This window comes from Rhizobium sp. BK491, assembly GCF_014194925.1.
Lineage (GTDB): Bacteria > Pseudomonadota > Alphaproteobacteria > Rhizobiales > Rhizobiaceae > Rhizobium.
This window is the reverse complement of record NZ_JACIAR010000002.1, coordinates 1,037,744-1,063,224: the sequence shown is the minus strand read 5'-3', so window position 1 is coordinate 1,063,224 and position 25,481 is coordinate 1,037,744. Positions and strand designations below refer to the sequence as shown.

The following is a 25,481-nucleotide window of genomic DNA, read 5'->3' as shown; positions in this document are numbered from 1 at the left end:
GCGCTGCGTGCATTAAGGTTGTTCTTCAGCTAATTTGAGCCTCGAAGCAGCCGGTGGTTTCAGGCGCTAAGCCGGAAGCGGTCGTCAGACATGTGGCGGCAGTTTTTGCCTAGTTCCGCATACATGCCTCGCAGCACTTTTTCTTTTCATCGACGACCGGTATCCTGGCTCAAGCCAAATCACCTCCGGCCACTTCCTTATTTAGGGCGCCCCATGACAGATAATTTCAATGACGACGATGCTTTCGCTTCCGCCGGCCTGCGGCTGACGGTGGATCTCGGCGCACTCGTCGAAAACTGGCGCGACCTCGCGCGCCGCTCGGGGAAAGCCCGCACGTCAGCCGTGGTCAAGGCCGATGCCTACGGGCTCGGGATCGAGGATGTAGGCGAAACGCTTTATGGCGCCGGCGCGCGCGATTTCTTCGTTGCGACAGCGGATGAGGGCGCGACCTTGCGGCTCTATGCCCCCGAGGCCCGCATCTTCGTCTTGAGCGGTATCTGGCCGGGCATGGAGCGGCGATTCTTCGAAAACGATCTCGTGCCCGTCATCGCTTCGGAGGAGCAACTGACCTTCTGGATGTCTGTTCTATCCGACTATGGCGACTATCCCTGTGCGCTGCAGGTCGACACTGGCTTCAACCGGCTCGGCCTGCCGATGGACGATGCGATGGCGCTTGCCGATGACGTCTCCCGCCCGGCAAGCTTTGCACCAGTGCTTGTCATGAGTCACCTCGCCTGCGGCGACGATCCTTCCAATGCAATGAACAGGCAGCAGCTCGAGGCCTTTCGCAAGGTCAGCGCTGCCTTCGAAGGCATCGACGCAAGCCTTGCCAATTCGGCCGGCATCTTTCTCGGCGCCGACTATCACTTCGATCTCACCCGTCCAGGCATCGCCACCTACGGCGGCGAGGCGGTGCCCGGCTTGGCCAATACGATGCGCCCGGTGGCAACGGCGGAGGCGCGGATCATCCAGACCCGCTCGGTCAAATCGGGCGAAACCGTAGGCTATGGCCGTGCGCTGCAACTGACCCGCGACAGCCGGCTAGCAATCGTCTCCGCCGGCTACGCCGATGGCTATATGCGCAGCCTATCGAGTGCCGGCGTGCCGCTGCGCGAGACCGGCATTGCAGGCGGTCATGGCTTCATTGCCGGTCATAAGGTGCCCGTTGCCGGCCGCATCACCATGGACTTGACCATCTTTGATATCACCGACCTGCCGGAAAACCTGGTCAGAGCCGGTGACTATGTCGAGCTTTTCGGCAGCAACATCTCGGTCGACGAGGCCGCAAGGGCGGCAGGCACGATCGGCTACGAGATGCTGACCAGCATGGGGCTGCGGCACGAGCGCCGGTATATCTCGGAAGAAACCGAGGAGTAGCCCGGCTACTCCTCAGAATATTTAGCGGGCGCTGATCGCCAACCGGACGCCAAGGGCGACGAACAGCGTGCCGAGACCGCGATCGAGCCACAGGCCGAGGCTCCGATTGCGCCGAAGCGCCTCGCCCAGACGGCCGCCGAGCAGGATGAGCGGCGGCTCGATGAAGGCGGCGACGACAATGATGAGGCTGCCATGCAGAAGAAGCTGCGCCCAGACCGGGCCGGCGCCTTCGACGACGAATTGCGGTAGGAAGGCCAGGAAGAAGATCGCGACCTTCGGATTGAGCAGCGAAACCATGATGCCCTGCCGATAGATGCGGCCAAAGGACAAGGCCTTTCCGGCCTCCTTGATCCATGCCCCCTCGCCCTTCGAGCGCAGGGCCTGGATGCCGAGGCAGATCAGATAGGCGGCACCGATCCATTTGACCGTCGAGAAGGCCAGCGCGGAGGCAGCAAGGATCGCCGAAAGTCCCGCAGCCGCCATCAGCACATGCAGGCACGCGCCGCTCCAGATGCCAAACAGCGCCGCAAAGCCCGAGCGCATGCCGCTTCTGATCGTATGGCCGAGAATGAAAGCGATATCCGGCCCCGGCGACAGATTGAGGAGGGTTGCAGCGGTGAGAAAGGCGATCCAGTGCGCAAGCGAATAGTCAAACATCGGTCATTGTCCATAAAAACCCAGCATAAAAGCTGACACGATCGCCATTGATACGGAAATCATTAGTTTTGATAGGCCGGGAAAGACATTATCTGTCAGCCGATCGCGATTCGTCGCAAAGAGCGAAGCATTTGAACTTGAGAACAGCATCCGATGGCTAAGGCCCGTACACAATTCATCTGCCAGAACTGCGGCACGGTCCACAATCGCTGGGTCGGCAAATGCGACAGTTGCGGCGCATGGAACACCATCGTCGAGGAAGATCCGATGGGCGGGATCGGCGGCGGACCGGCCAAGACACCCCGCAAGGGTAAGCCTGTCACGCTGACGACGCTTTCGGGCGAGATCGAAGAAGCGCCGCGCATCCATACCGGCATATCCGAGCTCGACCGCGCGACAGGCGGCGGTTTCGTGCGCGGCTCGGCCGTCCTTGTCGGCGGCGATCCCGGCATCGGCAAGTCGACTCTGCTGATGCAAGCCGCGGCCGCCCTCGCCCGGCAGGGGCACAAGATCGTCTATGTCTCCGGTGAAGAAGCCGTGGCGCAGGTTCGCCTGCGCGCCCAGAGGCTGAAGGCGGCTGATACGGAAGTGCTGCTGGCCGCAGAGACCAATGTCGAGGACATTCTCGCGACGCTGGCGGAAGGCAAGCGGCCGGATCTCGTCATCATCGATTCCATCCAGACGCTGTGGAGCGAGCTTGCCGAGTCCGCGCCCGGCACGGTGACGCAGGTGCGCACCGGCGTTCAGGCGATGATCCGCTTCGCCAAGCAGACCGGCACGGCGATGGTGCTGGTCGGCCACGTCACCAAGGATGGCCAGATTGCAGGGCCGCGCGTCGTCGAGCATATGGTCGATGCCGTCCTCTATTTCGAAGGCGATCGCGGGCATCATTACCGCATCCTGCGCACGGTGAAGAACCGCTTCGGCCCAACCGACGAGATCGGCGTGTTCGAAATGTCCGACGCCGGGCTTCGCGACGTGCCCAATCCGTCCGAGCTCTTTCTCGGCGAGCGCAACGAAAAATCGCCCGGTGCGGCTGTCTTCGCCGGCATCGAGGGGACACGTCCGGTGCTGGTCGAAGTGCAGGCGCTGGTCGCGCCAACATCGCTCGGCACTCCGCGCCGCGCCATCGTCGGCTGGGATTCTGCGCGCCTTTCTATGATTCTCGCCGTTCTGGAAGCGCATTGTGGCGTGCGGCTCGGCCAGCACGATGTTTACCTCAATATTGCCGGTGGCTACCGCATTTCCGAGCCGGCTGCGGACCTTGCAGTCGCTTCTGCACTGGTTTCCTCCCTAGCCGGTCTTGCTCTGCCCGCCGATTGCGTCTATTTCGGCGAAGTCAGCCTGTCGGGCGCCGTCCGGCCGGTTGCGCACACCGCCCAGCGCCTCAAGGAAGCCGAGAAGCTGGGATTTTCCGGGGCTGTTCTGCCTGCCGCTTCCGCCGATCTGCCGAAGGTCAACGGCGGACGCTGGAGCGAGATCGATAGCCTGCCGGATCTGGTGGCGCGCATTGCCGGATCGAAGGGCGCGCTGAAACGCGCGGAAGATGAAGACTGAGCCTTACTTCAGCCGTTCTTGGCGAAGAAGAGGCTCCTGATTGAGGCCGATGCCGACCAAAAGGTCTGGCAAGTCTTGAAGTGGATTATAAATGCCCATTACGATTTTCGACGGTATTGTTATCGGCGTTATTCTCTTCTCCGCCGTTCTGGCCATGGTCCGTGGCTTCTCGCGCGAAATCCTCTCGATCGTCAGCTGGGGCGGCTCCGCAGTCGCCGCTTATTATCTTTATCCGCTGCTCGTTCCCTATGCCCTGCAATACAAGGCCGACACCAAGATCGCGACGATCGCGTCAGCCGCCGTCATCTTCCTGCTGGCGCTCATCATCATTTCCTTCATTACCATCCGGATTGCCGATTTCATCATCGACAGCCGCATCGGCGCGCTCGACCGCACGCTCGGCTTCCTCTTCGGCGCGGCTCGCGGCCTGCTCCTGATGGTCGTCGTCGTGGCCTTCTGGAACTGGCTGGTGGCACCGGCCGCACGTCCGGACTGGGTCAACAACGCCAAGTCGAAGCCGTTCCTCGATTCGATGGTCGAGAAGCTGACCGCAGCGCTTCCGCAGGACATTCAAGCCAGGCTGCCGGCCGAGATCCTCAACAAGATCGCGCCGAAGCAGCAAGGAAATGGCGATAACGCCGCGCCGAACGACACCGCGCCCTCGGATGACGCGCCGGCGCCGCAGACAAACAATTGACGGTGCGTTTACAGGCTTGACCTGCCGCCCGAGAATCGCCATTTGAGCGGCGTGACAATAGAAGATCCGGCCCGATATTTTTTCCGGCCGGATTTTGAGCTATTTTAATGGTTACTCGTGACGCCGCCCCGATCCGCCCACGTTGAGAGCAAAGGCCCGCAGCCATGAATCATTCCCTTTCCTTCGAGGACGATATCGACGGCGACACGCTGCATGAAGAATGCGGCGTCTTCGGCATTCTGGGGCATCCGGATGCGGCGACGCTGACGGCGCTCGGTCTGCACGCCCTGCAGCATCGCGGCCAGGAAGCGGCCGGCATCGTCTCTTTCGATGGTCAACGCTTCCATTCGGAGCGGCGGATGGGTCTGGTTGGCGACCACTATACCGATCCTGCGACGCTCGCGCGGCTGCCTGGCGACCGTTCGATCGGCCATGTCCGCTATTCGACCACGGGCGAAACGATCCTGCGCAACGTCCAGCCGCTGTTTGCCGAGCTGGAAGTCGGTGGCATCGCCATCGCCCATAACGGCAATTTCACCAACGGCCTGACCATGCGCCGTCAGCTGATCGCCGACGGTGCCATCTGTCAGTCGACCTCGGATACCGAAGTCGTCCTGCATCTCATCGCCCGCTCCAAACAGGCTTCTTCTTCCGATCGCTTCATCGATGCTATCAGGCAGATGGAAGGCGGCTATTCGATGCTCGCCATGACGCGCACGAAGCTGATCGCCGCCCGCGACCCGATCGGCATCCGGCCGCTGGTTATGGGCGAACTCGACGGCAAGCCGATCTTCTGCTCGGAGACTTGTGCTCTCGACATCATCGGCGCGAAATATGTTCGCGACGTCGAAAATGGTGAAGTGATCATCTGCGAGATCCAGCCCGACGGCTCGATCACCATCGACGCCCGCAAGCCGGAAGTTTCGCAGCCCGAGCGTCTCTGCCTCTTCGAATATGTCTATTTCGCCCGTCCCGATTCCGTCGTCGGCGGCCGCAACGTCTATGTTGCCCGCAAGAACATGGGTATCAACCTTGCCAAGGAAGCGCCTGTCGCGGCCGACGTGGTCGTGCCGGTGCCGGACGGCGGCACGCCTGCTGCCATTGGCTTTGCCCAAGCGAGCGGCATTCCCTTCGAACTCGGCATCATCCGCAACCATTATGTCGGCCGCACCTTCATCGAGCCGACGCAGCAGATCCGCGCCTTCGGCGTGAAGCTCAAGCATTCCGCAAACCGCGAGATCATTGCCGGCAAGCGCGTGGTGCTCGTCGACGATTCCATCGTTCGCGGCACGACCTCGGTCAAGATCGTGCAGATGATCCGCGAGGCCGGCGCCAGCGAAGTGCATATCCGCGTCGCCAGCCCGATGATCTTCCATCCGGACTTCTACGGCATCGACACGCCGGACGCCGACAAGCTGCTCGCCAACCAGTATGGCAGCCTGAAGGCCATGTGCGATTTCATCGGCGCGGATTCGCTGGAATTCCTGTCGATCGACGGGCTCTACCGAGCCGTGGGCGGCGAGCCCCGCAACAATGCGCAGCCGCAGTTCACCGACCATTATTTCACCGGTGACTATCCGACGCGCCTGCTCGACAAGGAAAGCACCAGCAACGTGCGCAAGCTTTCCGTTCTCGCCAGCAACGGCTAACACGCCCAAGTAACGGCCGAGAGGGGCATTTCGCTCCTCTCCCTTCCCTTACATATCCGGATCCAGGCAGCATGAGCGTCAATCTCAAGGACAAGATCGCCCTCGTCACCGGCGCATCGCGCGGTATCGGCTATTTCACGGCACTGGAATTGGCCAAGGCTGGCGCGCACGTGATCGCCTGCGCCCGCACGGTTGGCGGGCTTGAAGAGCTTGACGATGCCATCAAGGCTGCCGGCGGCTCGGCAACTCTCGTTCCTTTCGACCTTGCCGACATGAATGCCATCGACGCGCTCGGCGCTTCCATCTACGAGCGGTGGGGCAAACTCGATATTCTGGTCGCCAATGCGGGTGTGCTCGGCGTGATCTCGCCGATCGGCCACGTCGAAGCCAAGGTGTTCGAGAAGGTGATGACGATCAATGTCACCGCCACATGGCGACTGATCCGCTCCGTCGAGCCGCTGCTGATGCGCTCCGATGCCGGTCGCGCCGTCATCCTCTCCTCGGCCGCCGCTCATCGCTGCCGGCCCTTCTGGGGCCCCTACTCTGCGTCCAAAGCCGCCGTCGAAGCACTGGCCCGGACCTGGGCCGGCGAAACGCAGAGCACACCGCTGCGGATTACCAGCGTCGATCCCGGCGCTACCCGCACCGCCATGCGCGCCCAGGCGATGCCCGGCGAAGATCCGGATACGCTGCCGCATCCGCGAGAGATCGCCCAGGCGATCGTCCCACTCACCGGCCCAGACGTCACTGAAACCGGCAAGCTTTTCGTCGTGCGCGAGAACAGGCTCGTCGACTATCGGATGCCGGAATAAAAACATCCCAGGCCTTTGCGCGAGACGCCTTATCCCTACTTGACCAAATTCATCCGGCGCGCGATAAAGCCGCCCATGAAAACGGTTATCTGCATTATCTGCCGGAAGATTATTCGCTAGCGTTTCGCTGGCCTGGCCGTTTTCGTCTCCCAAAATCCAAGATGACAAACGTCCGGCCTGCCGGTGACGGTATTTTTCGGATTTATGCCTTGGGAGAATGATATGGCCGCCGAGCCGCAATTGAAGTTCTACAACACGCTGACGCGCGAAAAGGTCGATTTCCAGCCGATCGACCGCAACAACGTCCGCATGTATGTCTGCGGCCCGACGGTCTATGATTTCGCCCATATCGGCAATGCCCGTCCGGCGATCGTTTTCGATGTGCTGTTCCGGCTGCTGCGGCATGTCTACGGCGAGAGCCGTGTCACCTATGTCCGCAATATCACCGATGTCGACGACAAGATCAACGCGCGAGCGCTACGCGACCATCCTGGCCTGCCGCTGAACGACGCGATCCGCCTGGTGACGGAAAAGACCGAACGGCAGTACCGCGAGGATACGACGGCGCTCGGCTGCCTGGAGCCATCTGTGCAGCCGCGGGCGACTGAAAACATCGCGCAGATGATCGCGATCATCGAAACGCTGATCGCCAAGGGCCATGCCTATCGGGCGGCCGGCGAGGTGCTGTTCGACACCAAGTCGATGGCCGATTACGGTCAGCTTTCGAAGCGCAATCTCGACGAGCAGCAGGCTGGCGCCCGCGTCGCAGTCGACGAACACAAGAAGAGCGCTGGCGATTTCGTGCTGTGGAAGCTCTCCGCTGAGAACGAGCCCGGCTGGGAAAGTCCCTGGGGCCGCGGCCGCCCGGGCTGGCATATCGAGTGCTCGGCCATGAGCGGGCGCTATCTCGGCGATGTCTTCGACATTCATGGCGGCGGGCTCGACCTGATCTTTCCTCATCATGAGAACGAAATCGCCCAATCTCGTTGCGCGCACGGTACGCATGCGATGGCGAACGTCTGGATGCATAACGGCTTCGTACAGGTCGAAGGCCGTAAGATGTCGAAATCGGAGGGTAATTTCGTCACCATCCACGAACTGCTGCAGACGGACAAACTCGGCGGCCGGACGTGGCCGGGTGAGGTGCTGAGGCTTGCGATGCTGATGACGCATTATCGCGAGCCGATCGACTTTTCCGTCAAGCGCCTCGAAGAAGCCGAACGGCTGATCGCCAAATGGCCGGCCGCCGACGTAAGCGGGGCGGCTCCGGATGAAACCGTGCTTGCCGCACTCGGCGACGATCTCAACACCGTCGCCGCCATCCAGGCACTGCATGCTCTGGCGCAAGCTGCCAATGCCGATGCCCGCCTCCTGTCGGTCTTCGCGGCCAGCGCCGATCTTCTCGGCCTGCTGCCGAAGAAGGCGGAGATCGACGAAGCTGTAGCCGCAGAGATCGATGCCAAGGTGCGCCAGCGTCTGGAATTGCTGAAGGCAAAGAACTTCGCCGAGGCTGACAGGCTTCGCGAGGAGCTGACGACAAGAGGTGTTCAGCTCAAGGATGGGAAGGATGCGGCGACGGGTGAGCGCATCACGACTTGGGAGATCAAGCGGTGAGCATGACCTACACCGGCGGCTGTCAGTGCGGCGCGGTTCGCTTTCGGGTGCGAGGCGAGCTGAAGGATGCCTCCATCTGTCATTGCCGCATGTGTCAGAAGGCATTCGGCGCCTATTATGCGCCGCTGGTTTCGGTGCGCGGCGCCGAGCTTACATGGACACGTGGCCAGCGGAAGGCGTTTCAATCCTCGAACTTCGTAAAGCGCGGCTTCTGCGGGAATTGCGGAACGCCGCTGACCTATGAGGCGCCCGATGGCATTGCAATTGCGGCCGGTGCCTTCGACGATCCCTCGCAACTGCCGCCTGTCGTCCAATATGGCACGGAAGCCAAGATCGGCTTCGTCGATCGGCTGCATCTGCTGCCTGGACACCGGACCGAAGAGGACGCCGAGCAGGCGCCTTTCGTGCTTGACATCGTATCCTACCAACATCCCGATTACGACACCCGAAGCTGGCCAGAGGAGAAGCACCATGAGTGAAGCCATCAGAAGCGGAGGATGCCAATGCGGTGCGGTGCGATTTCGCATTCGCGGCGAGCTTGGCCGTCCGTCGATCTGCCATTGCCGCATGTGCCAAAAGCAGTTCGGCAACTTCTTCTCCGCCCTCGTTACGGCACCTGAAGATGGCCTGGAATGGACACGCGGTGAACCGACCTATTTCCAGTCCTCCGTCAACATCGATCGCGGCTTCTGCAAGAATTGCGGCACGCCGCTGACATACCGTCATCCGGGCGGCGTCGAAATCGCCATCGGCGCCTTCGACGAACGCGACGATCTCGCCCCTCAGATCCAGGTCAACCACGCCTATCGTCTGCCCTGGGTGGAGACGATTTTCGAAAAGCCAGTCCATCAGGACCCGGATTTCTACTCGCGACAGGAGCAGATCATATCGTTCCAGCATCCCGACCATGATACGGATGTCTGGCCGGCGGAGGGACTAAAAATATGACCGAAGTCCTGCGCACATTCTATCCGGAAATCGAACCCTATGCTTCCGGTCACCTCGATGTCGGCGACGGGCATGTGATCTATTGGGAACGGGTGGGAACGCCCGGCGCGAAGCCCGCCGTCTTCCTGCATGGCGGTCCGGGCGGCGGCATCTCGCCCAGCCATCGCCGCGTATTCGATCCCAGGCTCTACGACGTGACCCTGTTCGATCAGCGTGGCTGCGGGCGCTCGACGCCGCATGCAGGCCTGGAAGCCAACACGACCTGGCATCTGGTCGATGATATCGAGCGGCTGCGGGTAATGGCCGGTGCGGAAAAATGGCTTGTTTTCGGCGGCTCCTGGGGCTCGACGCTGGCGCTCGCCTATGCCGAAACGCATCCGGAGCGGGTTTCCGAACTGGTCGTGCGCGGCATCTATACCCTGACGAAGGCCGAACTCGACTGGTATTATCAGTTCGGCGTCTCCGAAATGTTTCCCGACAAATGGGAGCGTTTCATCGCCCCTATCCCACCGGAAGAGCGTCATGAAATGATGGCCGCCTACCATCGGCTGCTGACGCACCCTGAAAAGGCTGCGCGCCTCGAGGCCGCCAAAGCGTGGTCGATCTGGGAGGGTGAGACGATCACGCTGCTGCCGGAGCCCACCGTCAGCGCCCAGTTCGAGGATGCGGAATATGCGCATGCCTTCGCCCGTATCGAGAACCATTTCTTCGTCAATGCCGGCTGGCTCGAAGAGGGCCAACTGCTGCGCGACGCCTACAAGCTGAAAGACATTCCCGGCGTCATCGTCCATGGCCGATACGACATGCCCTGCCCGGCCAAATATGCCTGGGCGCTGCACAAAGCCTGGCCGAAGGCGGAATTCCACCTGATCGAAGGCGCGGGCCATGCCTCGTCCGAGCCGGGCATTCTGGACCAGCTCATCCGCGCCACCGACAAGTTCGCAGGCAAGGTATCGGCCACGTAAGGCCCCTCACCCTAGCCCTCTCCCCGCGCGCGGGGAGAGGGAACGACCTCAAAAGCCCTTCGCCCCGTGCAAACGGGGAGAAGGTGGACTCAAACGGTTTAGCAAGGGCGAAACCGAGAGAGGACGGATGAGGGGCACGCCATTATCAAGAACCGGTCCGCCGGAGGAAACAGTATGACACGCGAAAAAATCTATCTCTTCGACACGACGCTCCGCGATGGCCAGCAGACGCCCGGCATCGATTTCTCGGTCGAGGACAAGATTGCGATTGCGACCATGCTGGATGAGTTCGGCCTGGACTACATCGAAGGCGGTTACCCCGGCGCCAATCCGACCGATACGGCCTTCTTCGATGAGAAGCGCACGAGATCGGCCAGCTTCGTCGCCTTTGGCATGACGAAGCGCGCCGGGATCTCCGCCTCCAACGATCCCGGCCTTGCGAGCCTGCTGCAGGCGAAATCCGACGCGATCTGTTTCGTCGCCAAGAGCTGGGATTACCACGTCAAGGTGGCACTCGGCTGTACCAACGAGGAGAACCTCGAAAGCATTGCCGAAAGCGTCAAGGCGGCCATCGCCGCGGGCAAGGAAGCCCTGGTCGATTGCGAGCACTTCTTTGACGGCTACAAGGCCAATCCGACCTATGCGCTGGCATGCGCCAAGACGGCCTATGATGCCGGAGCGCGCTGGGTCGTGCTCTGCGACACCAATGGCGGCACGCAGCCGCCTGAGGTGCGCGCCATCGTCGAGGCCGTCATTGCCTGCGGCGTTCCGGGGAACTGTCTTGGCATCCATGCCCATAACGACACCGGCCAGGCGGTTGCCAATTCGCTTGCCGCAGTCGAAGCCGGAGTGCGGCAGATCCAGGGCACGCTGAACGGCATCGGCGAACGCTGCGGCAATGCCAATCTCATCACGCTGATCCCGACCCTAGCGCTGAAAAGGGCCTATAGCGAACGTTTCGAGACGACGATCGATGCGGAGCGACTCGTCGGGCTGACCGGCCTTTCGCACGCCTTCGACGAGCTGCTGAACCGCTCGCCGGATCATCAGGCGCCTTATGTCGGCGCTTCGGCCTTTGCCACCAAGGCCGGCATCCACGCTTCGGCACTGCTGAAGGATCCGCGCACCTACGAGCATGTGCCGCCGGAAAGCGTCGGCAATTTCCGCAAGGTCATGGTCTCCGATCAGGGGGGCAAGTCGAATTTCATCAATGCGCTGAAACGGCGCGGCATCGAGGTCGGCAAGGATGATCCCAGGCTCGACCAGCTGATCCAGATCGTCAAGGAGCGTGAAGCGACGGGCTATGCTTACGAAGGCGCGGATGCGAGCTTCGAACTTTTGGCGCGCCGCACGCTCGGCACCATCCCGGAATTCTTCGCAATCGATGGTTTCCGCGTCATGGTCGAACGCCGCTTCGATTCCCACGGCCGGGTGAAAATCGTCTCGGAAGCGGTCGTGAAGATCATCATCGATGGCGAGACCATCATGTCGGTTGCCGAGGGCGACGGCCCGGTCAACGCGCTCGACCTGGCGCTGCGCAAGAATTTCGGCAAATACCAGCACGAGATCGACGACCTGGAACTGGCCGACTTCAAGGTGCGTATCCTCAATGGCGGTACGGAGGCCATAACTCGAGTCCTGATCGAATCTACGGATAGCGACGGCGTACGCTGGTGGACTGTCGGCGTGTCCGAGAACATCATCGACGCATCGTTCCAGGCCCTGATGGATTCCGTCATCTACAAGCTGATGAAAAACCGGCACATGGCCGGCAGGATCGCGGCGGAGTGATCCGCCGCCCATCAAAAAGCTTGACGATGCCGTCAATGAAATGAATTAGCCATGCCGCATGCATTGGGGTAATCCCGTCTTAAATAACAGAGAATGACGGGAAAATTCATGGCCACCGACGCGGTCAAACCTGAAATCAAGAACAACGATGCAGTCCGGGGCTTCGGCTTTGCGATGACGGCCTACCTCTTCTGGAGCATACTGCCGCTCTATATGAAGGCGCTGGCGCATATTCCGGCTTTCGAGGTCATCGCCCATCGTATCGTCTGGTCGGTTCCCGTCGCCGGCACAGTGCTTCTGGCGCTAGGACGCATGGGGGACGTGAAGGCGGCGTTTCGCAATCCACGCACAATCGCCATGGCGTCACTGACGGCGACGCTCGTCACCATCAACTGGGGAACCTATGTCTGGGCGATCGGCGCCGGCCATTCGCTCGATGCCGCCCTCGGTTACTTCATCAATCCGCTATTCAGCATTGCGCTCGGCGCCATCCTGCTCAAGGAAAAGCTGGCGCCGACGCAGATCGTCGCGATCTGCCTTGCAGCCGCCGCCGTCATCATTCTGACGGTGAAAGCCGGCACCCTGCCCTGGGTCGCGTTGTCGCTGACCTTCTCCTGGGGCTTCTATGCCTTTTTCCGCAAGACCCTGCCTGTGGGAGCCAATCAGGGCTTCTTCATCGAGGTGCTGCTGCTCTGCATCCCGGCAGCATTTTACATCCTCTATCTGGAAGCGCGCGGGGAGGGCCACTTTTACCAGACCGGCATTTCGGATACCGCGCTTCTGCTCGGCTGCGGGCTCGTGACGGCGCTGCCGCTGATGATCTTCGCCAATGGCGCGAAGCTTCTGAGAATGTCGACCATCGGCATCATGCAATACATCGTGCCGACCATGGTCTTCCTGATCGCCGTCTTTCTGTTCAAGGAACCCTTCGGCACGACGCAGCTCGTTGCATTTTCGCTGATCTGGGCCGGTCTCGTGCTCTACAGCTGGTCGATGCTGCGTCAGAGTAGAGGAGGTTAACCAGCGGGCCTGGTTAGCAGATCCCCAGTCAAAGCTTGGAAATGACGGCCTCTTCGCCGCCGCGATCTCCGGGAACCTCCGCAGCGTGCTTGCGGATAGCCGGGATAATATCGGCGATCTTGTCGATAACCAGCGGCTGGACGCGGTGGGCGGTATGGACGAAGCCCTCTTCCGTCATATGGCGGATGAGTTCCATCATCGGATCCCAGAAACCGTTGATATTGGCGAAGACCATCGGCTTTTCGTGACGGCCGAGCTGACCCCAGGTCATGATCTCCACGATCTCTTCCAAAGTGCCGATGCCGCCCGGCAATGCCACGAAAGCGTCGGCGCGTTCGAACATGCCGTGTTTGCGCGCATGCATGTCAGGCGTTATGATGAGCTCGTCGAGCTGACCGAGCGAATGGCGCGTCGCTTCCATATCGACGAGGAATTCCGGAATGATGCCGGTAACCTGACCGCCGTGCGATAGCACGCCGCTCGCGACAGCGCCCATGATGCCCTTCGTTCCGCCGCCATAGATCAGGCGCAGGCCGTTTTCGGCAATGCTTTTGCCCAGTTCGCGGCCGGCAGCCATGTGGGAGGGATCGCGCCCCGGCCGTGAGCCGCAATAGACGCAAATGGTTCGAATTGGCGTGGAATCGTCGGTCATGGATGCAAACAACTATGCTGCAGATGCTCAGTCAAGATTTTTCAAAGGAAAACTTGTGCCGGGACATGCGAAAATGGCTGAGAAAGCTTGTAAAAGCAGCCGAAATCGCTAGCAATTTCAGGAGTTGCGACGACTTCGCCGCGTGGAGATGAATGATGATGAAGAACCGTGCCGGGTGGCTGGCTCTGTTGGTGTTGGCAATTGCGACCCTCTTGATGGTCTTCTTCGTGATGCCGCGCATCAACGGCGACAAGACCCCGATCGGCGATGCGGTCAATCAAGCCAGCAACACGGTGAAGAACACTATCGACCAAAACGCGCAGAAGGCCGGCGAGACTGCACAGAACGCGACCAAAACCGCGCAGAATGCCGCCAACACCGCAGATCTCACCAAGAAACTGACCGAGCTTACGGGTGCGGCAACCACCTCGCTTGCCGATCTCAAGGCGCTGTTCAAGGATGGCAACACACCGTCCCAGGATACCTTCACGGCCGCAAAGACGAAGGCAACCAACGCCCTGCAATCGATCGTCGGCTTCGCGCTTCCTGAGGGAATCGACGCAGCGACCACGGGGCTTGTGAAGAAGGTACAGGACGGCGCTGGCAAGGCGCTCACCATCATCCAGTCTCTCCCCGACAATGCCGCCGAAGCGAGTGCAGCGATCGACAAGGCTTTCGCAGCGCTGACAGGCCAACAAGCGCCCGAGACCAACGCGGCTGCCAATCCTCGCGTACCCTCATTCGACGTGTTGCGCGTCGAGCCGGATGGCTCGACGGTTATCGCAGGCTCGGCGGAGCCGAATGCCAAGCTGGAAATCGTCGACGGCGAAAAGGTCGTCACCACCACCAATGCCGGCCCGAGCGGCGACTTTGCCGCCGTGCTCGACAATCCGCTGCCGCCTGGGGACCACGAACTGGTACTACGCGCTACCGGCAAGGACGGCAAGGCCGTCAATTCCGAGGAAGTCGCCACTGTCTCCGTGCCGAAAGACAATTCCACCCAGGTCCTCGCGATGGTGTCCAAGCCAGGCGCTGCAAGCCGCATCATCACCGCGCCTTCCGCCAAGCAGGGCCGGGTGACCGCCGGCGAACAGGACGCGTCCGCAGCAGACACTCAGGCCAAAGCGACGGACAAGCCAGCAGCCACGGCAGATGCCAAGCTGCAACAGGATGGTACGGCGATCGCATCCGCCAATCCGGCAGCCGGCACGGCAACGCCGCCGGCAGGAAAGACGGAAGCGGATCAGGACGTCATGGTCAATGCGGTGGAGATCGAAAACGACCATATCTTCGTTGCCGGCACCGCGAAGCCGAATGCCAAGGTCCGCGCCTATGCCGACGACAAGCTCATCGGTGAGAACGTCGCGGGTGCCGACGGCCACTTCGTCGTAGACGGCCCCATGCCTCTGGCCGTCGGCGATCACAAGATCCGCGTCGACGTGCTCGATGGCGCCGGCAAAGTCGTGGTGCGGACCAGCGTCAACTTCACGCGCCCCGAGGGCAATCAGGTGACGGTTGCGGCGCAGACGCCCGCCGCCAATGGTCAAGCGCAAGCGACCACGGCAAACCTGGTACCGCTCGACGAGGGCGAGCTTGCCAAGCTCAAGGAAGGCGCCGGCAAGGCTTTTGCGCTGCTGAAGGGCCTCTTTACCGACGGTAAGCAACCGAATACGGAACAGCTCGCAGCCGCCCGCTCCGGCACGGAAATCGCGTTGAAGTCGCTCTCCGAATTCCGGCCGACCATCAACGCCAGCGCCGCGCTCAAGAAGGCTGCGGCCGATGCCTCCAGCGTGGCCGGCAAGGCGCTAGCTGCTCTCGTCGCCTTGCCGAAGGACCCGAAGTCGGTCGGCGCCGCCCTGCCTGGACTCGAACAGATGATCGCCGTTATCACGGCGCCGGCGCAGACGGCGCCAGCACAGCCGAATGCCGAAGTCTCGTCCAACGAGCCGAAGACGCTCGAGCAGGCGCCGCTCTCGCAGGATAGCAATGCCGTCATCATCCGCCGCGGCGACACGCTGTGGCAGATCTCACGCCGCATATACGGTGCGGGTGTGCGCTATACGACAATCTATCTGGCCAATGAGGACAAGATCAACAATCCGGACCGGATCCTGCCGGGTCAGGTCTTCGGCCTCCCGAAGGATGCATTGCCGAATGCCGAGGAACTCCATCGCAAGCGGCTTTCGGGCGAGCATCTCTAGCAGTAACTATAGTGCATTGAGAACATTGATTGCCGCCAGGCGCATCAACGCCTGGCCGCTGCTTTTATGCGGCACGAAAATAGTATAAGCGTCGCCCAACCCCATAGCCTTCACGCAATGGCCATGTCTTGGCTTCGAAGGCTTGCCAGTCGGCTGTGCAATGCTGTCACACCCGGCTGCCCAATTATTCGCCGGAGACGGACATGGCAGGCCAGAAGAAAACCATATCGGCGGATTCCAGCAATCCGTTGAACACGATCGTCAATCTCTGGCCCTATATGTGGCCAAGCGGGCGCATGGATCTGAAGATGCGGGTGGTCTGGGCGACCGTCTTCCTGCTGGTCTCGAAATTCTTCCTGCTGCTGGTCCCCTACTTCTTCAAATGGTCCGTCGATGCGCTGAACGGCAAGCTCGACATGCAGGGCATTCTGCCTGCCTTCCTCGTCGGCGCTGTCGCCTTGATCATCGCCACGAACGCGACGCGCCTGATCCAGCTCGGCCTCAACCAGCTGCGCGACGCGCTGTTTGCGAGTGTCGGTCAGTATGCGGTGCGCCAGCTCGCCTACCGAACCTTCGTGCACATGCACGAGCTCTCGCTGCGTTTCCATTTGGAGCGCAAGACCGGCGGCCTCTCGCGCATCATCGAGCGCGGCACCAAGGGCATCGAGACGATCGTCCGCTTCACGATCCTCAACACGTTTCCGACCTTCATCGAATTCCTGCTGACCGCCATCATCTTCTGGCGCGGCTATGGCTTTTCCTATCTTGCAGTCACGGCCGTCACGGTCTGGCTCTACATTTGGTTCACCGTCAAGGCGAGCGACTGGCGCATCTCCATCCGCCGCACGATGAACAACAGTGATACCGACGCCAACACCAAGGCGATCGATTCGCTGCTGAATTTCGAGACGGTCAAATATTTCGGCAACGAGGAGATGGAAGCCAAACGCTTCGATCAATCGATGGAGCGATACGAAAAGGCAGCCACCAGCGTCTGGACGTCACTTGGCTGGCTGAACTTCGGTCAGGGACTGATCTTCGGCCTCGGCACGACCGTGATGATGGTCATGTCCGGCTTGTCGGTCCTGAACGGCCAACACACGGTCGGTGACTTCGTCTTCATCAATGCCATGCTGCTGCAGCTTTCCGTGCCGCTCAACTTCATCGGCTTCGTCTATCGCGAAATACGCCAGGGCCTGACCGATATCGAGGAGATGTTCGATCTGCTCGAGGTCGAGCCCGAGGTGGTCGATGCGCCTGACGCCAAGGAACTTGTCATCGGTAATGGCGCGATCGCGTTCAAGGACGTGCATTTCGCCTATGATCCGGCCCGGCCGATCCTGAAGGGCATTTCTTTCGAAGTTCCGGCAGGCAAGACCGTCGCCGTCGTCGGGCCTTCAGGCGCCGGAAAATCAACGTTGTCGCGCCTGCTTTATCGTTTCTACGATGTGCAAAGCGGCACGATCACCATCGACGGCCAGGATCTGCGGACCGTCACGCAGAAGAGCCTGCGTAAGGTCATCGGCATGGTGCCGCAGGATACCGTGCTTTTCAACGACACCATCGCCTACAACGTCCGCTATGGCCGGCCGGGCGCAAGCGAGGCGGACGTGACGGCGGCCGCGGAGATCGCGCAGATCGGTGAGTTCATCCGCAATCTGCCCGAAGGCTTCGAGACCAAGGTCGGCGAACGCGGTCTCAAATTGTCTGGCGGCGAGAAGCAGCGCGTGGCGATCGCGCGCACCGTTCTTAAATCGCCGCCCGTTCTGATCCTCGACGAGGCGACCTCTGCGCTCGATACGACGACCGAACGCGAAATACAGGCCGCCCTCGACGTCGTCTCCAAGAACCGCACGACCCTCGTTATCGCGCACCGCCTGTCGACCGTCATCGGCGCGGACGAGATCATCGTGCTCAAAAGCGGCGTGATCGCCGAGCGCGGCACCCATGCCGATCTGCTGGCTCGAAACGGGCTCTACGCCTCCATGTGGAATCGTCAGCGCGAGGCGACGCAGGCCGAGGAGCATCTGAAGCAGGTGCGCGAGAACGACGACCTGGGCGTTATCGACCGCCTGGCGCCGGCAAGGTGAAAAACTGCGGATGCATTGAATCCTTTCCCCATGGCAGCACCGAGGCGTAGCGGTTATGCACCGATTTTTGTCACGAGACTGAGATGACAGCTTGCTAGGTACGAGGGTCTTTTGAAGGGAGCCCCCAAATGCGTACTTTTGCCAAAGCTTTAAGCCTGTTGCTCGTCGTCGGCCTGGCCTCGCCGGTTTTCGCCGAAGATGCGAAGCCTTTCGCCGATGCCAAGGAGATCAACCTTCTCGATCTGCTGCCGCCGCCACCCGCCAATGATTCCGCGCAGATGAAGGCGGAGCTCGGCGAAATCCTGACGATCCAGGTGACCCGCACGCCGGAAATGGCGGCTCGCGCCGTGGCCGATGCCGAAGAGAACGTCTGGCGCTTCTCCGACGTCATCGACAATCCGAAATTCACCAAGGAAAACCTGCCGAAGTTTTCGGCCTTCTTCGATCGCGTCGTCGAGACCGAAGGCGCCGTCGTCGATCCCGCCAAGGATGTCTGGAAGCGCCCGCGCCCGCATCTCTACAGCGACCTCGTCAAGCCGATCGTTCCGCTCTCCAAGTCCGGCTCGTATCCGTCCGGCCATGCCACTGTCGGCACGCTGATGGGCATCGTGCTCGCGAATATGGTGCCGGAAAAGCGCGCCGCCATCATGGCGCGTGCCTGGGAATACGGCCATAATCGCATCGTCGGCGGCATCCACTACGCCTCCGATATCGAAGCCGCCCATATTGCGGGTACCGTCATCGCCGAAACCATCATGACGCATGACGACTACAAGACCGAGTATGAAGGCGCCAAGGCTGAGCTACGCGCTGCTCTCGGCCTCTGATTTCCAACCTGCAGCGAATGCACGAGCCGCCGGATAGTCTCCGGCGGCTTCCCTTTACTCAGTCCCCGAACCTCCCCAAATCTGCGCTTCACATCGCACCCGCCAAGGGCACTGTGTGGTTTGCGGTCGCACGATTCCCGGCTAATACACGGGAGGCGGTATGACGAAGGAGATTGAATGATGGCAGCTGCGTTAATTCAAACGAAAAGCGATCTTGCTCGGTGCATTGCCGAGGTGGCAATGTTGCAAGGCGAATTTGAACTCCGCTCGGGCCAGATCTCCAACCGATATTTCGACAAATACCGCTTTGAAGGCATGCCTTCACTGCTGAAGCCGCTTGCCAAGGCAATGGCTGAGCTCATCCCCGTTGAAACCGAAATCATTGCCGGCCTGGAACTCGGAGGCATCCCGCTCGTCACAGCGATCTCCCTGGAGACTGGAATTCCGGCCGCGTTCGTCCGCAAACAAGCAAAGGCTTATGGGACCTGTCAAGCAATCGAGGGACAAGACGTTTCCGGCCGCCGTGTAACCTTTATCGAAGATGTGATTTCGACAGGTGGCGCCGTAAAAGGTGCCTATCACCTGGCAATCAGCTCGCAGGCGGAGATTCTTGCCGTCATTTGTGCGATCTGGCGAGGAGATGGCGTACCCGCGGTCCAGGGCCTTCCCCACCTTTCCGTCTTGCCCGTCTTTACGAGAGCAGAGCTGGAAGATGCCCTGTAGGCATCCGCATCGGCCAAGAATAGGATTGCGTTGAAGACGAGCGTGCGAAAGCATTGCCCATGACAGAGTTTGCCTGTAGTCACGCTCGACTGGTATTCAGAGCAAGACCGCTTATCTTGTTCTCATTCTTTTGACTGGCATGATCTTGACGGAGAACCGGAGCCTGGTTCCTGGCGGGAATGCCCTAACGGAGTAGGCCATAGATGAGCTTGATGAACAGCGTACGCAATGTCATCGTTCCCGTACACAAGGAAGGCTATCCCTTCGTTGCAGGTTTCTTCGTCGCGTCGCTGGTGCTCGGTTGGATCTTCAAGCCGCTCTTCTGGATCGGCCTGATCCTGACGCTGTGGTGCGCCTATTTCTTCCGCGATCCCGAACGCATGACGCCCCAGGACGATGATCTGGCGATATCGCCGGCAGACGGCAAGGTTTCGAGCGTGCAGATGGTGACGCCACCGGCTGAGCTCAACCTCGGCAGCGCGCCGATGCTGCGTATCTCGATCTTCATGAACGTCTTCGATTGCCATGTGAACCGTTCGCCTATGCGCGGCCGCATCGCCAATGTCGCCTATCGCCAGGGCAGCTTCCTCAATGCCGAACTGGACAAGGCCAGCGAACAGAACGAGCGCAACGGCCTCGTGATCGAAACAAAGCATGGCGAAATCGGCGTCGTGCAGATTGCCGGCCTCGTTGCCCGGCGCATTCTTTGTTTCGTTCATCCGAACGAGCCGCTGGATGCCGGTGAGCGCATCGGCCTCATCCGCTTCGGCTCGCGCCTCGATGTCTTCCTGCCGGAAGGTGCTTCGTCGCGCGTTGCCGTCGGCCAGCGGGCGATCGCCGGCGAAACCGTTATTGCCGAATTCGGCTCGGCCAAGGGCGCAACCCTTAGCCGCCGCAGCTGAATCCGAGAGTATTTCCCCCTAAACTGAGGTACGGAAATACTCTACACCATTGTTTTCACGCAATTCCGGACACAAAACTGCTTCGCGCTTTTGCTGGAATTGCTCTAGGAACACGAGCGAGATGAAGACGCCTTTTCCGCCTTTCGAGCCACACGGGCCCAACGACGAAGCACGCGGACCGCGTCTCCGGGAAATTCCGTTGCGGCTGATCGTGCCGAACATGATCACCGTGCTGGCGATCTGCTCGGGCCTGACAGGCATTCGCCTCGCTTTTGAAAACCGATACGAGCTCGCCGTCGTGGCCGTGCTGGTCGCCGCTTTCCTCGACGGTATCGACGGGCGCGTCGCGCGGCTGATGAAGGCCACCTCGAAGTTCGGCGCGCAGATGGATTCGCTCGCCGACATCGTCAACTTCGGCGTTGCCCCGGCGCTCGTCGTCTACGTCTTCCTTCTCGATCAGGCCCGTTCGCTCGGCTGGATCGCCGCGTTGATCTACACGATCGCCGCCGGCCTGCGGCTCGCCCGCTTCAACGTCATGGCCGAGCGCGAGCACAAGGCCTCCTGGCAGTCGGAATATTTCGTCGGCGTACCCGCGCCTGCCGGCGCCATGCTGGTGCTGCTGCCTGTTTATCTCGGCTTTCTCGGCGTGACGCCGGACCGCACCTTCGCCTTATGGGGCGCAGCCTACACGGTTCTCATCGGCTTCCTGCTGGTCAGCCGACTGCCGGTATGGTCCGGCAAATCGGAAGGCAACGGCGTAAGGCGCGATCTGGTGCTGCCGATCATGCTCGGCCTTGTCGTCTATGTCGCGCTGCTGATGAGCTATACGTGGCATGTCATGGTCGTGACCGTCGTCATCTATTTGCTGTCCCTGCCCTTCGGTGCGCGCTCCTGGGCGAAGAAATACGGCACCTACACCATCAACGGCCCCGCCGATCCCAATGTCGACGATTCCAACGACGACATCGGCCGGCATATCTAATGACGGCATATTAAATCGCCGCGCGGCAGCCCTTCGGCAGCTTCGCTGCGCCGCAACCACAAGTCTGTAAGCCTTCCTTGTCAATCAGAGACATGGTGATCGCTCAGCGGCGCAATGGGGAGCTGGCGGCGCGATATTTCCGCAGATTCAAACATTGCGGCAGTGCGGATTCTACACGAGGTTTCGGGGCTAATCTCTCGAAATATGGTCGTTGTTTACAAAAGCTGATTGGAAAACGCCTTCGATTTGTCATGATTTACGACAAAAAGCACTACTCGACTGTGAATCGAAAAATGCTCCGGGGGAGCATGGTGAGGGGTGGGACATGACGCAGAAGAAAGACCAGCCGGCACAACCGCAGGCAAAGATCGACCCCAGCAAGCATTATCGTCCGCTGGGCCTGAAAGCCGTTCTTGCAGCCCATCTGATGCTGAAGACGAAGCCTCTCAAGAAGAAGATCGCCTGAGAATAGCTTTGCACCCGCCGCCGACCGATACCGGCAGGAAGCATTTCCGATCACTGGCCGCCGAATGGCGGCCGCTCAGAGAAGGCTTAGCTGGCCATCGTCCGGATCTGCCTTCTTCGGCAGTTTTCTGACCGGATCGAGCACTACGGGTGTCTGCACATCCGGCCCCATATTGGCAACCTTGTTGACGCGATCCGAAACCGGGATCGCCTCGAAAAAATCCTCCTGAACCGGCTTCATCAGATCAAGGACATCACGCGGCTCCTGCGTCTTGCAATCGAGCCAGCGAGCGAAATCCTCCGGTTTGATAACAACGGGCATGCGGTCATGGATGGATCGAATGGCGCTGTTTGCCGCCGTGGTCAGGATCGCCCCCGTATCGACCTCGGAACCGTCGGCCGACGACCAGGTTTCCATCAGCCCGGCAAAAGCGATGACGCCGCCGCTGCGAGGACGAATCCAATAGGCTTGCGACTTCTCGCCGCTTTCCTTCGGCGGTCGATGCCATTCGTAGAAACCGGATGCCGGGATGAGGATACGACGATGGCGCATGGCTGCGCGAAAGGAGGCCTTGCCGATGGCCGTTTCCGCTCGCGCATTGATCAGCAGCGGGAAATCCTTGGGGTCCTTCACCCAGTCGGGCATAAAGCCCCAGCGCACGAGCAGAGCACGGCGATCCGGCAGGTTACTGCCCGGTCGCTGCCTATCGCCCGATATGACGACAAGGATCGGCTGCGTCGGCGCAATATTATAGCGCGCGGGAAATGCCTCGTTCAGCAGGACGCCGAGCGCTTCGCCCACCTGGTCTGCCGTCGATGTCAAAGCGAAACGTCCGCACATGAAGCCTGTGTTGCACCCGAGAAGCGGAGGGTCAAGTCTGATGTCAGCCGCGCGGACCGAAGAGAATGATCCCCGCACCGGCAAGGCAGATGATGGCGCCTGAAATATCCCACCGGTCCGGCAGCCGCCCTTCGGCGAGCCAGAGCCAGAGAATGGAGGCAACGATATAGACGCCGCCATAGGCAGCAAAGGTGCGCCCCGCCGCCTCGCTCGGCACCAGTGCCAGCAGCCAGGCAAAGAGCGCCAGCGAGACAAGGCCGGGTGCGAGCCACCAGACCGGCTTCGAGAGACGCAGCCACGCCCAGAAGGCAAAGCAGCCTGCGATCTCGGCGAGAGCAGCCAAAGCATATAGCCCGTAAATCATCCCCGATCGTTCCCATATTCGATGCATTCAGAATCGCGGCTTCCGCCGGAAGCGAGTTAATGGGCTTTCCCGCGGGACAGCAAGCGGCGTTTCCTATAGAGATTGGTCGCCGATGACCTAGTATCCTTGCACACCGATCTTCCCATCCAAATGCAAAGCAATCTATGACTTACAATCCCCGCCCTGCCTCCTCTGCCATTCTCGAGCGCAACGGCCGCTTCCTGCTAGTCTTGCGCAGCAATCCGCCGTCCGCCGATATGTACGCCTTTCCGGGCGGGCGGGCCGAAGACGGAGAGACGCCGGCCGACGCGGCACTGCGCGAGTTCAAGGAGGAGACCGGCATCTCAGCCCGCAATCCCCGCTTGTTCGAGACTTACGACCTGCGCTCCCACGCGGCAGACGGGACCCTGACGAGCCACTTCCTGCTCTCGGTCTTCCTCGTGGACGCCGATGAGGATGCCGTCGCCGAGGCCGCCGACGATGCGGCTGCCATCGGCTGGTACACGGTGGAGGAGGTGCGCGCCCTGCCCGTTCCGGCCAGCGTGCTCGAATGCGTGGAACGGCTGGCTGCAGAAAACGCATAGCTCGGCCCCGAAATTAACGATGCTGAGCAATATCGGGGTGGAAACCACCTGCCACGCCTTGTTCCCGTCATGCTTGTCCGGTCAACATGGTTACATGATTCATAACAACCTTGGCCGACCGCTTCTGATCTGCATCGCGCTTGCCGCAGCCTTTCCCGCTGCCGCACAGCCGGCAGCAAGCGGGCCGCCGGCACAGGTGCCGGATAGCGGGAGTGCGGAGCAGCCGGTACCCTACGACGAACAGCTGTCGCGGCTCTCCGAAATCCTCGGCTCGATCGACTATCTGCGCAATCTCTGCAGTCCGACGCGCGAGGATGGTTGGCGGGGCGATATGCAGCAGTTGCTCGACACGGAAACTAAGAACGAGCCGAAACGAAGAGAAAGACTGACTGCGGCTTTCAACCGTGGGTATCGGTCCTTTGCGTCGGTTTACACGAATTGCACGCCGCAGGCCCGCACTGCGGAAGAGCGATACCGTAACGAAGGTGCAACACTGGCAACAGAAATCACCGCACGCTTTGGAAATTGACGATTTATTAACCTCTTTTGACAGCGAGCCGTGTCGTTTTGAGAAAAGGCTGATAAAGTTATTAAGCAAGTGGTAAGGACATGAACGTCTCGAGGAAAGAAACAATGGAAGCCAGCCTGAACGAAATCGACGACATGATCGTTCATGAAAAGATGCAGGCAGCGCTGGAATACCAGAACGAAGCCTGGGCAGACGGTATGGCTGACGGCATCGAGCCTGAAATCATCGCCGACGCCGCCATTGCCCATGCAATTCGCGAGACGATCAGGATTCAGGGGGAACAGGGCGCCGAAGCCTTGCTCGAATCGCTGCGTGAACGCATGCTCGCTGGTGAATTCTCTCCGAACCGGACCCTGCAATAACAACCAGAGATTGCTTATGCGTATCTTTCCAGGCAATGCGCTCATCTGTTCCATTGCCTCCTTCGCTGCCGTAAACCTGTTTTTGGGCAGCGTGGCTCTGCCCATTCCGGCTAGCGCCTTTTCTCAGCTCAATCCGCCAGCCCCCCAGGCGAGAGATACAGCAAAGTCCGCGCAACAAAAAAACGAGAAACCGATCGAGCAGGCGCTGGAAGCACCCGCCAACAATGCGCTGCCGGCGCCTGAGCCCTTGATCAACAAGCAGGCTGCACAGAGCAGCGGTGGCGCTTCCAGTACCGGCAAATCGGTCGAATTCCTCTTCGATATCGACAAGGCGCCCGAGCCGGTAAAGAAGCTCCGTACCGCGATCGTCGAGGCTGCCGCTTCCGGCGATCTTGAGCGTCTGCGCCCGCTGATGAACATCGGAGGAGGCCTGAAACAGACCCAGGTTACGGCCGACGATCCCGGCGAAGATCCGATAAAGACGCTGCATGACCTTTCGGGCGATCCCGACGGCATAGAAATCCAGTCCATTCTCCTCGATATCATGTCGTCAGGCTTTGCACATGTCGGCCAGGGAACCCCGGATGAGGTCTATGTCTGGCCCTATTTCGCCGAAAAGGACATCAAGACCCTCTCCACCCCGGAGAAGGTCGATCTGATGCGTATCGTGACGGCCGGCGACTATGCCGACATGCAGGAATTCGGCGGCTATAATTTCTATCGCGTCGGCATCACGCCGGACGGCCGCTGGAAATTCTTCACCTCGGGCGAATGATCCGACCGGAGAACTTGCGGTTCTTCGCTGAAGGCCCTACCTCTGCGTGATGAAGCATGTCGCGCAAAAGTGCACAGCGGTTTTGCGACAACGACAT

The 25,481-nt window shown here is 60.6% G+C and carries 26 protein-coding genes; 22 read left to right on the top strand and 4 right to left on the bottom strand.

Annotation, left to right across the window (positions count from 1 at the left end; all coding sequences use genetic code 11):
• Positions 1 to 213: 213 nt before the first annotated feature.
• Complete coding sequence (alr, locus tag FHX05_RS13080; RefSeq protein ID WP_183872114.1) at positions 214 to 1,377, top strand: alanine racemase; 1,164 nt, start codon at positions 214 to 216, stop codon at positions 1,375 to 1,377.
• A gap of 21 nt (positions 1,378 to 1,398) precedes the next feature.
• On the opposite strand, the gene FHX05_RS13075 is transcribed toward alr, so the two are convergent.
• Positions 1,399 to 2,034: a LysE family translocator gene (locus tag FHX05_RS13075; RefSeq protein WP_183872112.1), complete on the bottom strand. Its 636-nt coding sequence runs from the start codon at positions 2,032 to 2,034 to the stop codon at positions 1,399 to 1,401.
• Between the two features lie 153 nt (positions 2,035 to 2,187).
• Between FHX05_RS13075 and radA the strand changes: the two genes are divergently transcribed.
• From radA to rarD, 10 genes are all read left to right on the top strand, one after another.
• Positions 2,188 to 3,591, top strand: coding sequence for a DNA repair protein RadA (gene radA, locus FHX05_RS13070; RefSeq protein ID WP_112337934.1), 1,404 nt, complete (start codon positions 2,188 to 2,190; stop codon positions 3,589 to 3,591).
• 91 nt (positions 3,592 to 3,682) lie between these two features.
• A complete protein-coding gene (locus tag FHX05_RS13065; RefSeq protein WP_112337935.1) occupies positions 3,683 to 4,288 on the top strand; it encodes a CvpA family protein in 606 nt (201 codons plus the stop codon).
• A gap of 164 nt (positions 4,289 to 4,452) precedes the next feature.
• Complete coding sequence (gene purF, locus FHX05_RS13060) at positions 4,453 to 5,937, top strand: amidophosphoribosyltransferase (protein WP_183872110.1); 1,485 nt, start codon at positions 4,453 to 4,455, stop codon at positions 5,935 to 5,937.
• Between the two features lie 71 nt (positions 5,938 to 6,008).
• Positions 6,009 to 6,749, top strand: a complete 741-nt coding sequence (locus FHX05_RS13055; protein ID WP_183872108.1) for an SDR family NAD(P)-dependent oxidoreductase — start codon at positions 6,009 to 6,011, stop codon at positions 6,747 to 6,749.
• Between the two features lie 222 nt (positions 6,750 to 6,971).
• Positions 6,972 to 8,363, top strand: a complete 1,392-nt coding sequence (gene cysS, locus FHX05_RS13050) for a cysteine--tRNA ligase (protein WP_183872107.1) — start codon at positions 6,972 to 6,974, stop codon at positions 8,361 to 8,363.
• 2 nt (positions 8,364 to 8,365) lie between these two features.
• A complete protein-coding gene (locus FHX05_RS13045; protein WP_183872456.1) occupies positions 8,366 to 8,842 on the top strand; it encodes a GFA family protein in 477 nt (158 codons plus the stop codon).
• Positions 8,835 to 9,311 (top strand): GFA family protein, encoded by a 477-nt coding sequence (locus FHX05_RS13040; protein ID WP_183710516.1) that lies wholly within the window; start codon positions 8,835 to 8,837, stop codon positions 9,309 to 9,311. The genes FHX05_RS13045 and FHX05_RS13040 overlap by 8 nt, the downstream gene beginning before the upstream one ends.
• Positions 9,308 to 10,276, top strand: coding sequence for a prolyl aminopeptidase (gene pip, locus FHX05_RS13035; RefSeq protein ID WP_183710518.1), 969 nt, complete (start codon positions 9,308 to 9,310; stop codon positions 10,274 to 10,276). The genes FHX05_RS13040 and pip overlap by 4 nt, the downstream gene beginning before the upstream one ends.
• A 174-nt stretch (positions 10,277 to 10,450) precedes the next feature.
• Complete coding sequence (gene cimA / locus FHX05_RS13030) at positions 10,451 to 12,067, top strand: citramalate synthase (protein ID WP_183872105.1); 1,617 nt, start codon at positions 10,451 to 10,453, stop codon at positions 12,065 to 12,067.
• 108 nt (positions 12,068 to 12,175) lie between these two features.
• The gene (gene rarD / locus FHX05_RS13025; RefSeq protein WP_183872103.1) at positions 12,176 to 13,087 is read left to right on the top strand and encodes an EamA family transporter RarD; all 912 of its coding nucleotides are present in this window, start codon (positions 12,176 to 12,178) and stop codon (positions 13,085 to 13,087) included.
• Between the two features lie 28 nt (positions 13,088 to 13,115).
• Here the strand turns inward: rarD and FHX05_RS13020 are convergent, their stop codons facing one another.
• Positions 13,116 to 13,739, bottom strand: a complete 624-nt coding sequence (locus FHX05_RS13020) for a TIGR00730 family Rossman fold protein (protein ID WP_015339326.1) — start codon at positions 13,737 to 13,739, stop codon at positions 13,116 to 13,118.
• Between the two features lie 155 nt (positions 13,740 to 13,894).
• On the opposite strand from FHX05_RS13020, the gene FHX05_RS13015 reads away from it, so the two are divergent.
• The 7 genes from FHX05_RS13015 to FHX05_RS12985 all read left to right on the top strand — a co-directional run bounded on the left by FHX05_RS13015 (position 13,895) and on the right by FHX05_RS12985 (position 21,930).
• Positions 13,895 to 15,940, top strand: coding sequence for a LysM peptidoglycan-binding domain-containing protein (locus tag FHX05_RS13015; RefSeq protein WP_183872101.1), 2,046 nt, complete (start codon positions 13,895 to 13,897; stop codon positions 15,938 to 15,940).
• Between the two features lie 203 nt (positions 15,941 to 16,143).
• Positions 16,144 to 18,030, top strand: coding sequence for an ABC transporter ATP-binding protein/permease (locus tag FHX05_RS13010; RefSeq protein ID WP_183872099.1), 1,887 nt, complete (start codon positions 16,144 to 16,146; stop codon positions 18,028 to 18,030).
• 128 nt (positions 18,031 to 18,158) lie between these two features.
• Positions 18,159 to 18,857, top strand: a complete 699-nt coding sequence (locus FHX05_RS13005) for a phosphatase PAP2 family protein (RefSeq protein ID WP_112607353.1) — start codon at positions 18,159 to 18,161, stop codon at positions 18,855 to 18,857.
• A 177-nt stretch (positions 18,858 to 19,034) separates the two neighbouring features.
• A complete protein-coding gene (gene pyrE / locus FHX05_RS13000; RefSeq protein WP_246698905.1) occupies positions 19,035 to 19,580 on the top strand; it encodes an orotate phosphoribosyltransferase in 546 nt (181 codons plus the stop codon).
• A 203-nt stretch (positions 19,581 to 19,783) separates the two neighbouring features.
• Complete coding sequence (locus FHX05_RS12995) at positions 19,784 to 20,482, top strand: phosphatidylserine decarboxylase (protein WP_183872097.1); 699 nt, start codon at positions 19,784 to 19,786, stop codon at positions 20,480 to 20,482.
• Between the two features lie 121 nt (positions 20,483 to 20,603).
• Positions 20,604 to 21,464, top strand: a complete 861-nt coding sequence (gene pssA / locus FHX05_RS12990; RefSeq protein ID WP_112337946.1) for a CDP-diacylglycerol--serine O-phosphatidyltransferase — start codon at positions 20,604 to 20,606, stop codon at positions 21,462 to 21,464.
• Between the two features lie 325 nt (positions 21,465 to 21,789).
• Complete coding sequence (locus FHX05_RS12985) at positions 21,790 to 21,930, top strand: hypothetical protein (protein WP_015339320.1); 141 nt, start codon at positions 21,790 to 21,792, stop codon at positions 21,928 to 21,930.
• A gap of 75 nt (positions 21,931 to 22,005) precedes the next feature.
• On the opposite strand, the gene FHX05_RS12980 is transcribed toward FHX05_RS12985, so the two are convergent.
• Together FHX05_RS12980 and FHX05_RS12975 are read right to left on the bottom strand one after the other, a co-directional pair.
• Positions 22,006 to 22,770: an SOS response-associated peptidase gene (locus FHX05_RS12980; RefSeq protein ID WP_183872095.1), complete on the bottom strand. Its 765-nt coding sequence runs from the start codon at positions 22,768 to 22,770 to the stop codon at positions 22,006 to 22,008.
• Positions 22,771 to 22,813: 43 nt separating this feature from the next.
• Positions 22,814 to 23,134 carry a YnfA family protein gene (locus FHX05_RS12975; RefSeq protein ID WP_112414602.1) on the bottom strand — a complete coding sequence of 107 codons (321 nt, stop codon included), beginning with the start codon at positions 23,132 to 23,134 and terminating at the stop codon, positions 22,814 to 22,816.
• A 164-nt stretch (positions 23,135 to 23,298) separates the two neighbouring features.
• Between FHX05_RS12975 and FHX05_RS12970 the strand changes: the two genes are divergently transcribed.
• The 4 genes from FHX05_RS12970 (at position 23,299) to FHX05_RS12955 (ending at position 25,384) form a co-directional block, all read left to right on the top strand.
• Positions 23,299 to 23,718: an NUDIX domain-containing protein gene (locus FHX05_RS12970; protein WP_183872093.1), complete on the top strand. Its 420-nt coding sequence runs from the start codon at positions 23,299 to 23,301 to the stop codon at positions 23,716 to 23,718.
• A gap of 94 nt (positions 23,719 to 23,812) precedes the next feature.
• Positions 23,813 to 24,247 (top strand): TIGR02301 family protein, encoded by a 435-nt coding sequence (locus FHX05_RS12965; protein WP_183872091.1) that lies wholly within the window; start codon positions 23,813 to 23,815, stop codon positions 24,245 to 24,247.
• Between the two features lie 104 nt (positions 24,248 to 24,351).
• On the top strand, positions 24,352 to 24,609 hold the full coding sequence (locus FHX05_RS12960; protein ID WP_015339315.1) for a hypothetical protein: 258 nt from the start codon (positions 24,352 to 24,354) through the stop codon (positions 24,607 to 24,609).
• A gap of 16 nt (positions 24,610 to 24,625) precedes the next feature.
• Positions 24,626 to 25,384, top strand: coding sequence for a hypothetical protein (locus FHX05_RS12955; RefSeq protein WP_183872089.1), 759 nt, complete (start codon positions 24,626 to 24,628; stop codon positions 25,382 to 25,384).
• Positions 25,385 to 25,481: the final 97 nt, after the last annotated feature.

Excerpts from the sequence above, each read along its gene's own strand:
- FHX05_RS13020 (WP_015339326.1), bottom strand. The coding sequence starts at position 13,739 with ATGACCGACGATTCCACGCCAATTCGAACCATTTGCGTCTATTGCGGC.
- cysS (WP_183872107.1), top strand. The coding sequence starts at position 6,972 with ATGGCCGCCGAGCCGCAATTGAAGTTCTACAACACGCTGACGCGCGAA.
- cimA (WP_183872105.1), top strand. The coding sequence starts at position 10,451 with ATGACACGCGAAAAAATCTATCTCTTCGACACGACGCTCCGCGATGGC.
- FHX05_RS12960 (WP_015339315.1), top strand. The coding sequence starts at position 24,352 with ATGGAAGCCAGCCTGAACGAAATCGACGACATGATCGTTCATGAAAAG.
- purF (WP_183872110.1), top strand. The coding sequence starts at position 4,453 with ATGAATCATTCCCTTTCCTTCGAGGACGATATCGACGGCGACACGCTG.
- pssA (WP_112337946.1), top strand. The coding sequence starts at position 20,604 with ATGAAGACGCCTTTTCCGCCTTTCGAGCCACACGGGCCCAACGACGAA.
- FHX05_RS12975 (WP_112414602.1), bottom strand. The coding sequence starts at position 23,134 with ATGATTTACGGGCTATATGCTTTGGCTGCTCTCGCCGAGATCGCAGGC.
- pyrE (WP_246698905.1), top strand. The coding sequence starts at position 19,035 with ATGATGGCAGCTGCGTTAATTCAAACGAAAAGCGATCTTGCTCGGTGC.
- FHX05_RS12985 (WP_015339320.1), top strand. The coding sequence starts at position 21,790 with ATGACGCAGAAGAAAGACCAGCCGGCACAACCGCAGGCAAAGATCGAC.
- FHX05_RS13015 (WP_183872101.1), top strand. The coding sequence starts at position 13,895 with ATGATGAAGAACCGTGCCGGGTGGCTGGCTCTGTTGGTGTTGGCAATT.
- FHX05_RS12995 (WP_183872097.1), top strand. The coding sequence starts at position 19,784 with ATGAGCTTGATGAACAGCGTACGCAATGTCATCGTTCCCGTACACAAG.
- alr (WP_183872114.1), top strand. The coding sequence starts at position 214 with ATGACAGATAATTTCAATGACGACGATGCTTTCGCTTCCGCCGGCCTG.
- FHX05_RS12965 (WP_183872091.1), top strand. The coding sequence starts at position 23,813 with ATGATTCATAACAACCTTGGCCGACCGCTTCTGATCTGCATCGCGCTT.
- FHX05_RS13045 (WP_183872456.1), top strand. The coding sequence starts at position 8,366 with ATGACCTACACCGGCGGCTGTCAGTGCGGCGCGGTTCGCTTTCGGGTG.
- FHX05_RS13075 (WP_183872112.1), bottom strand. The coding sequence starts at position 2,034 with ATGTTTGACTATTCGCTTGCGCACTGGATCGCCTTTCTCACCGCTGCA.
- FHX05_RS13065 (WP_112337935.1), top strand. The coding sequence starts at position 3,683 with ATGCCCATTACGATTTTCGACGGTATTGTTATCGGCGTTATTCTCTTC.
- FHX05_RS13010 (WP_183872099.1), top strand. The coding sequence starts at position 16,144 with ATGGCAGGCCAGAAGAAAACCATATCGGCGGATTCCAGCAATCCGTTG.
- FHX05_RS13005 (WP_112607353.1), top strand. The coding sequence starts at position 18,159 with ATGCGTACTTTTGCCAAAGCTTTAAGCCTGTTGCTCGTCGTCGGCCTG.
- radA (WP_112337934.1), top strand. The coding sequence starts at position 2,188 with ATGGCTAAGGCCCGTACACAATTCATCTGCCAGAACTGCGGCACGGTC.
- FHX05_RS12980 (WP_183872095.1), bottom strand. The coding sequence starts at position 22,770 with ATGTGCGGACGTTTCGCTTTGACATCGACGGCAGACCAGGTGGGCGAA.
- FHX05_RS12955 (WP_183872089.1), top strand. The coding sequence starts at position 24,626 with ATGCGTATCTTTCCAGGCAATGCGCTCATCTGTTCCATTGCCTCCTTC.
- FHX05_RS12970 (WP_183872093.1), top strand. The coding sequence starts at position 23,299 with ATGACTTACAATCCCCGCCCTGCCTCCTCTGCCATTCTCGAGCGCAAC.
- FHX05_RS13040 (WP_183710516.1), top strand. The coding sequence starts at position 8,835 with ATGAGTGAAGCCATCAGAAGCGGAGGATGCCAATGCGGTGCGGTGCGA.
- FHX05_RS13055 (WP_183872108.1), top strand. The coding sequence starts at position 6,009 with ATGAGCGTCAATCTCAAGGACAAGATCGCCCTCGTCACCGGCGCATCG.
- pip (WP_183710518.1), top strand. The coding sequence starts at position 9,308 with ATGACCGAAGTCCTGCGCACATTCTATCCGGAAATCGAACCCTATGCT.
- rarD (WP_183872103.1), top strand. The coding sequence starts at position 12,176 with ATGGCCACCGACGCGGTCAAACCTGAAATCAAGAACAACGATGCAGTC.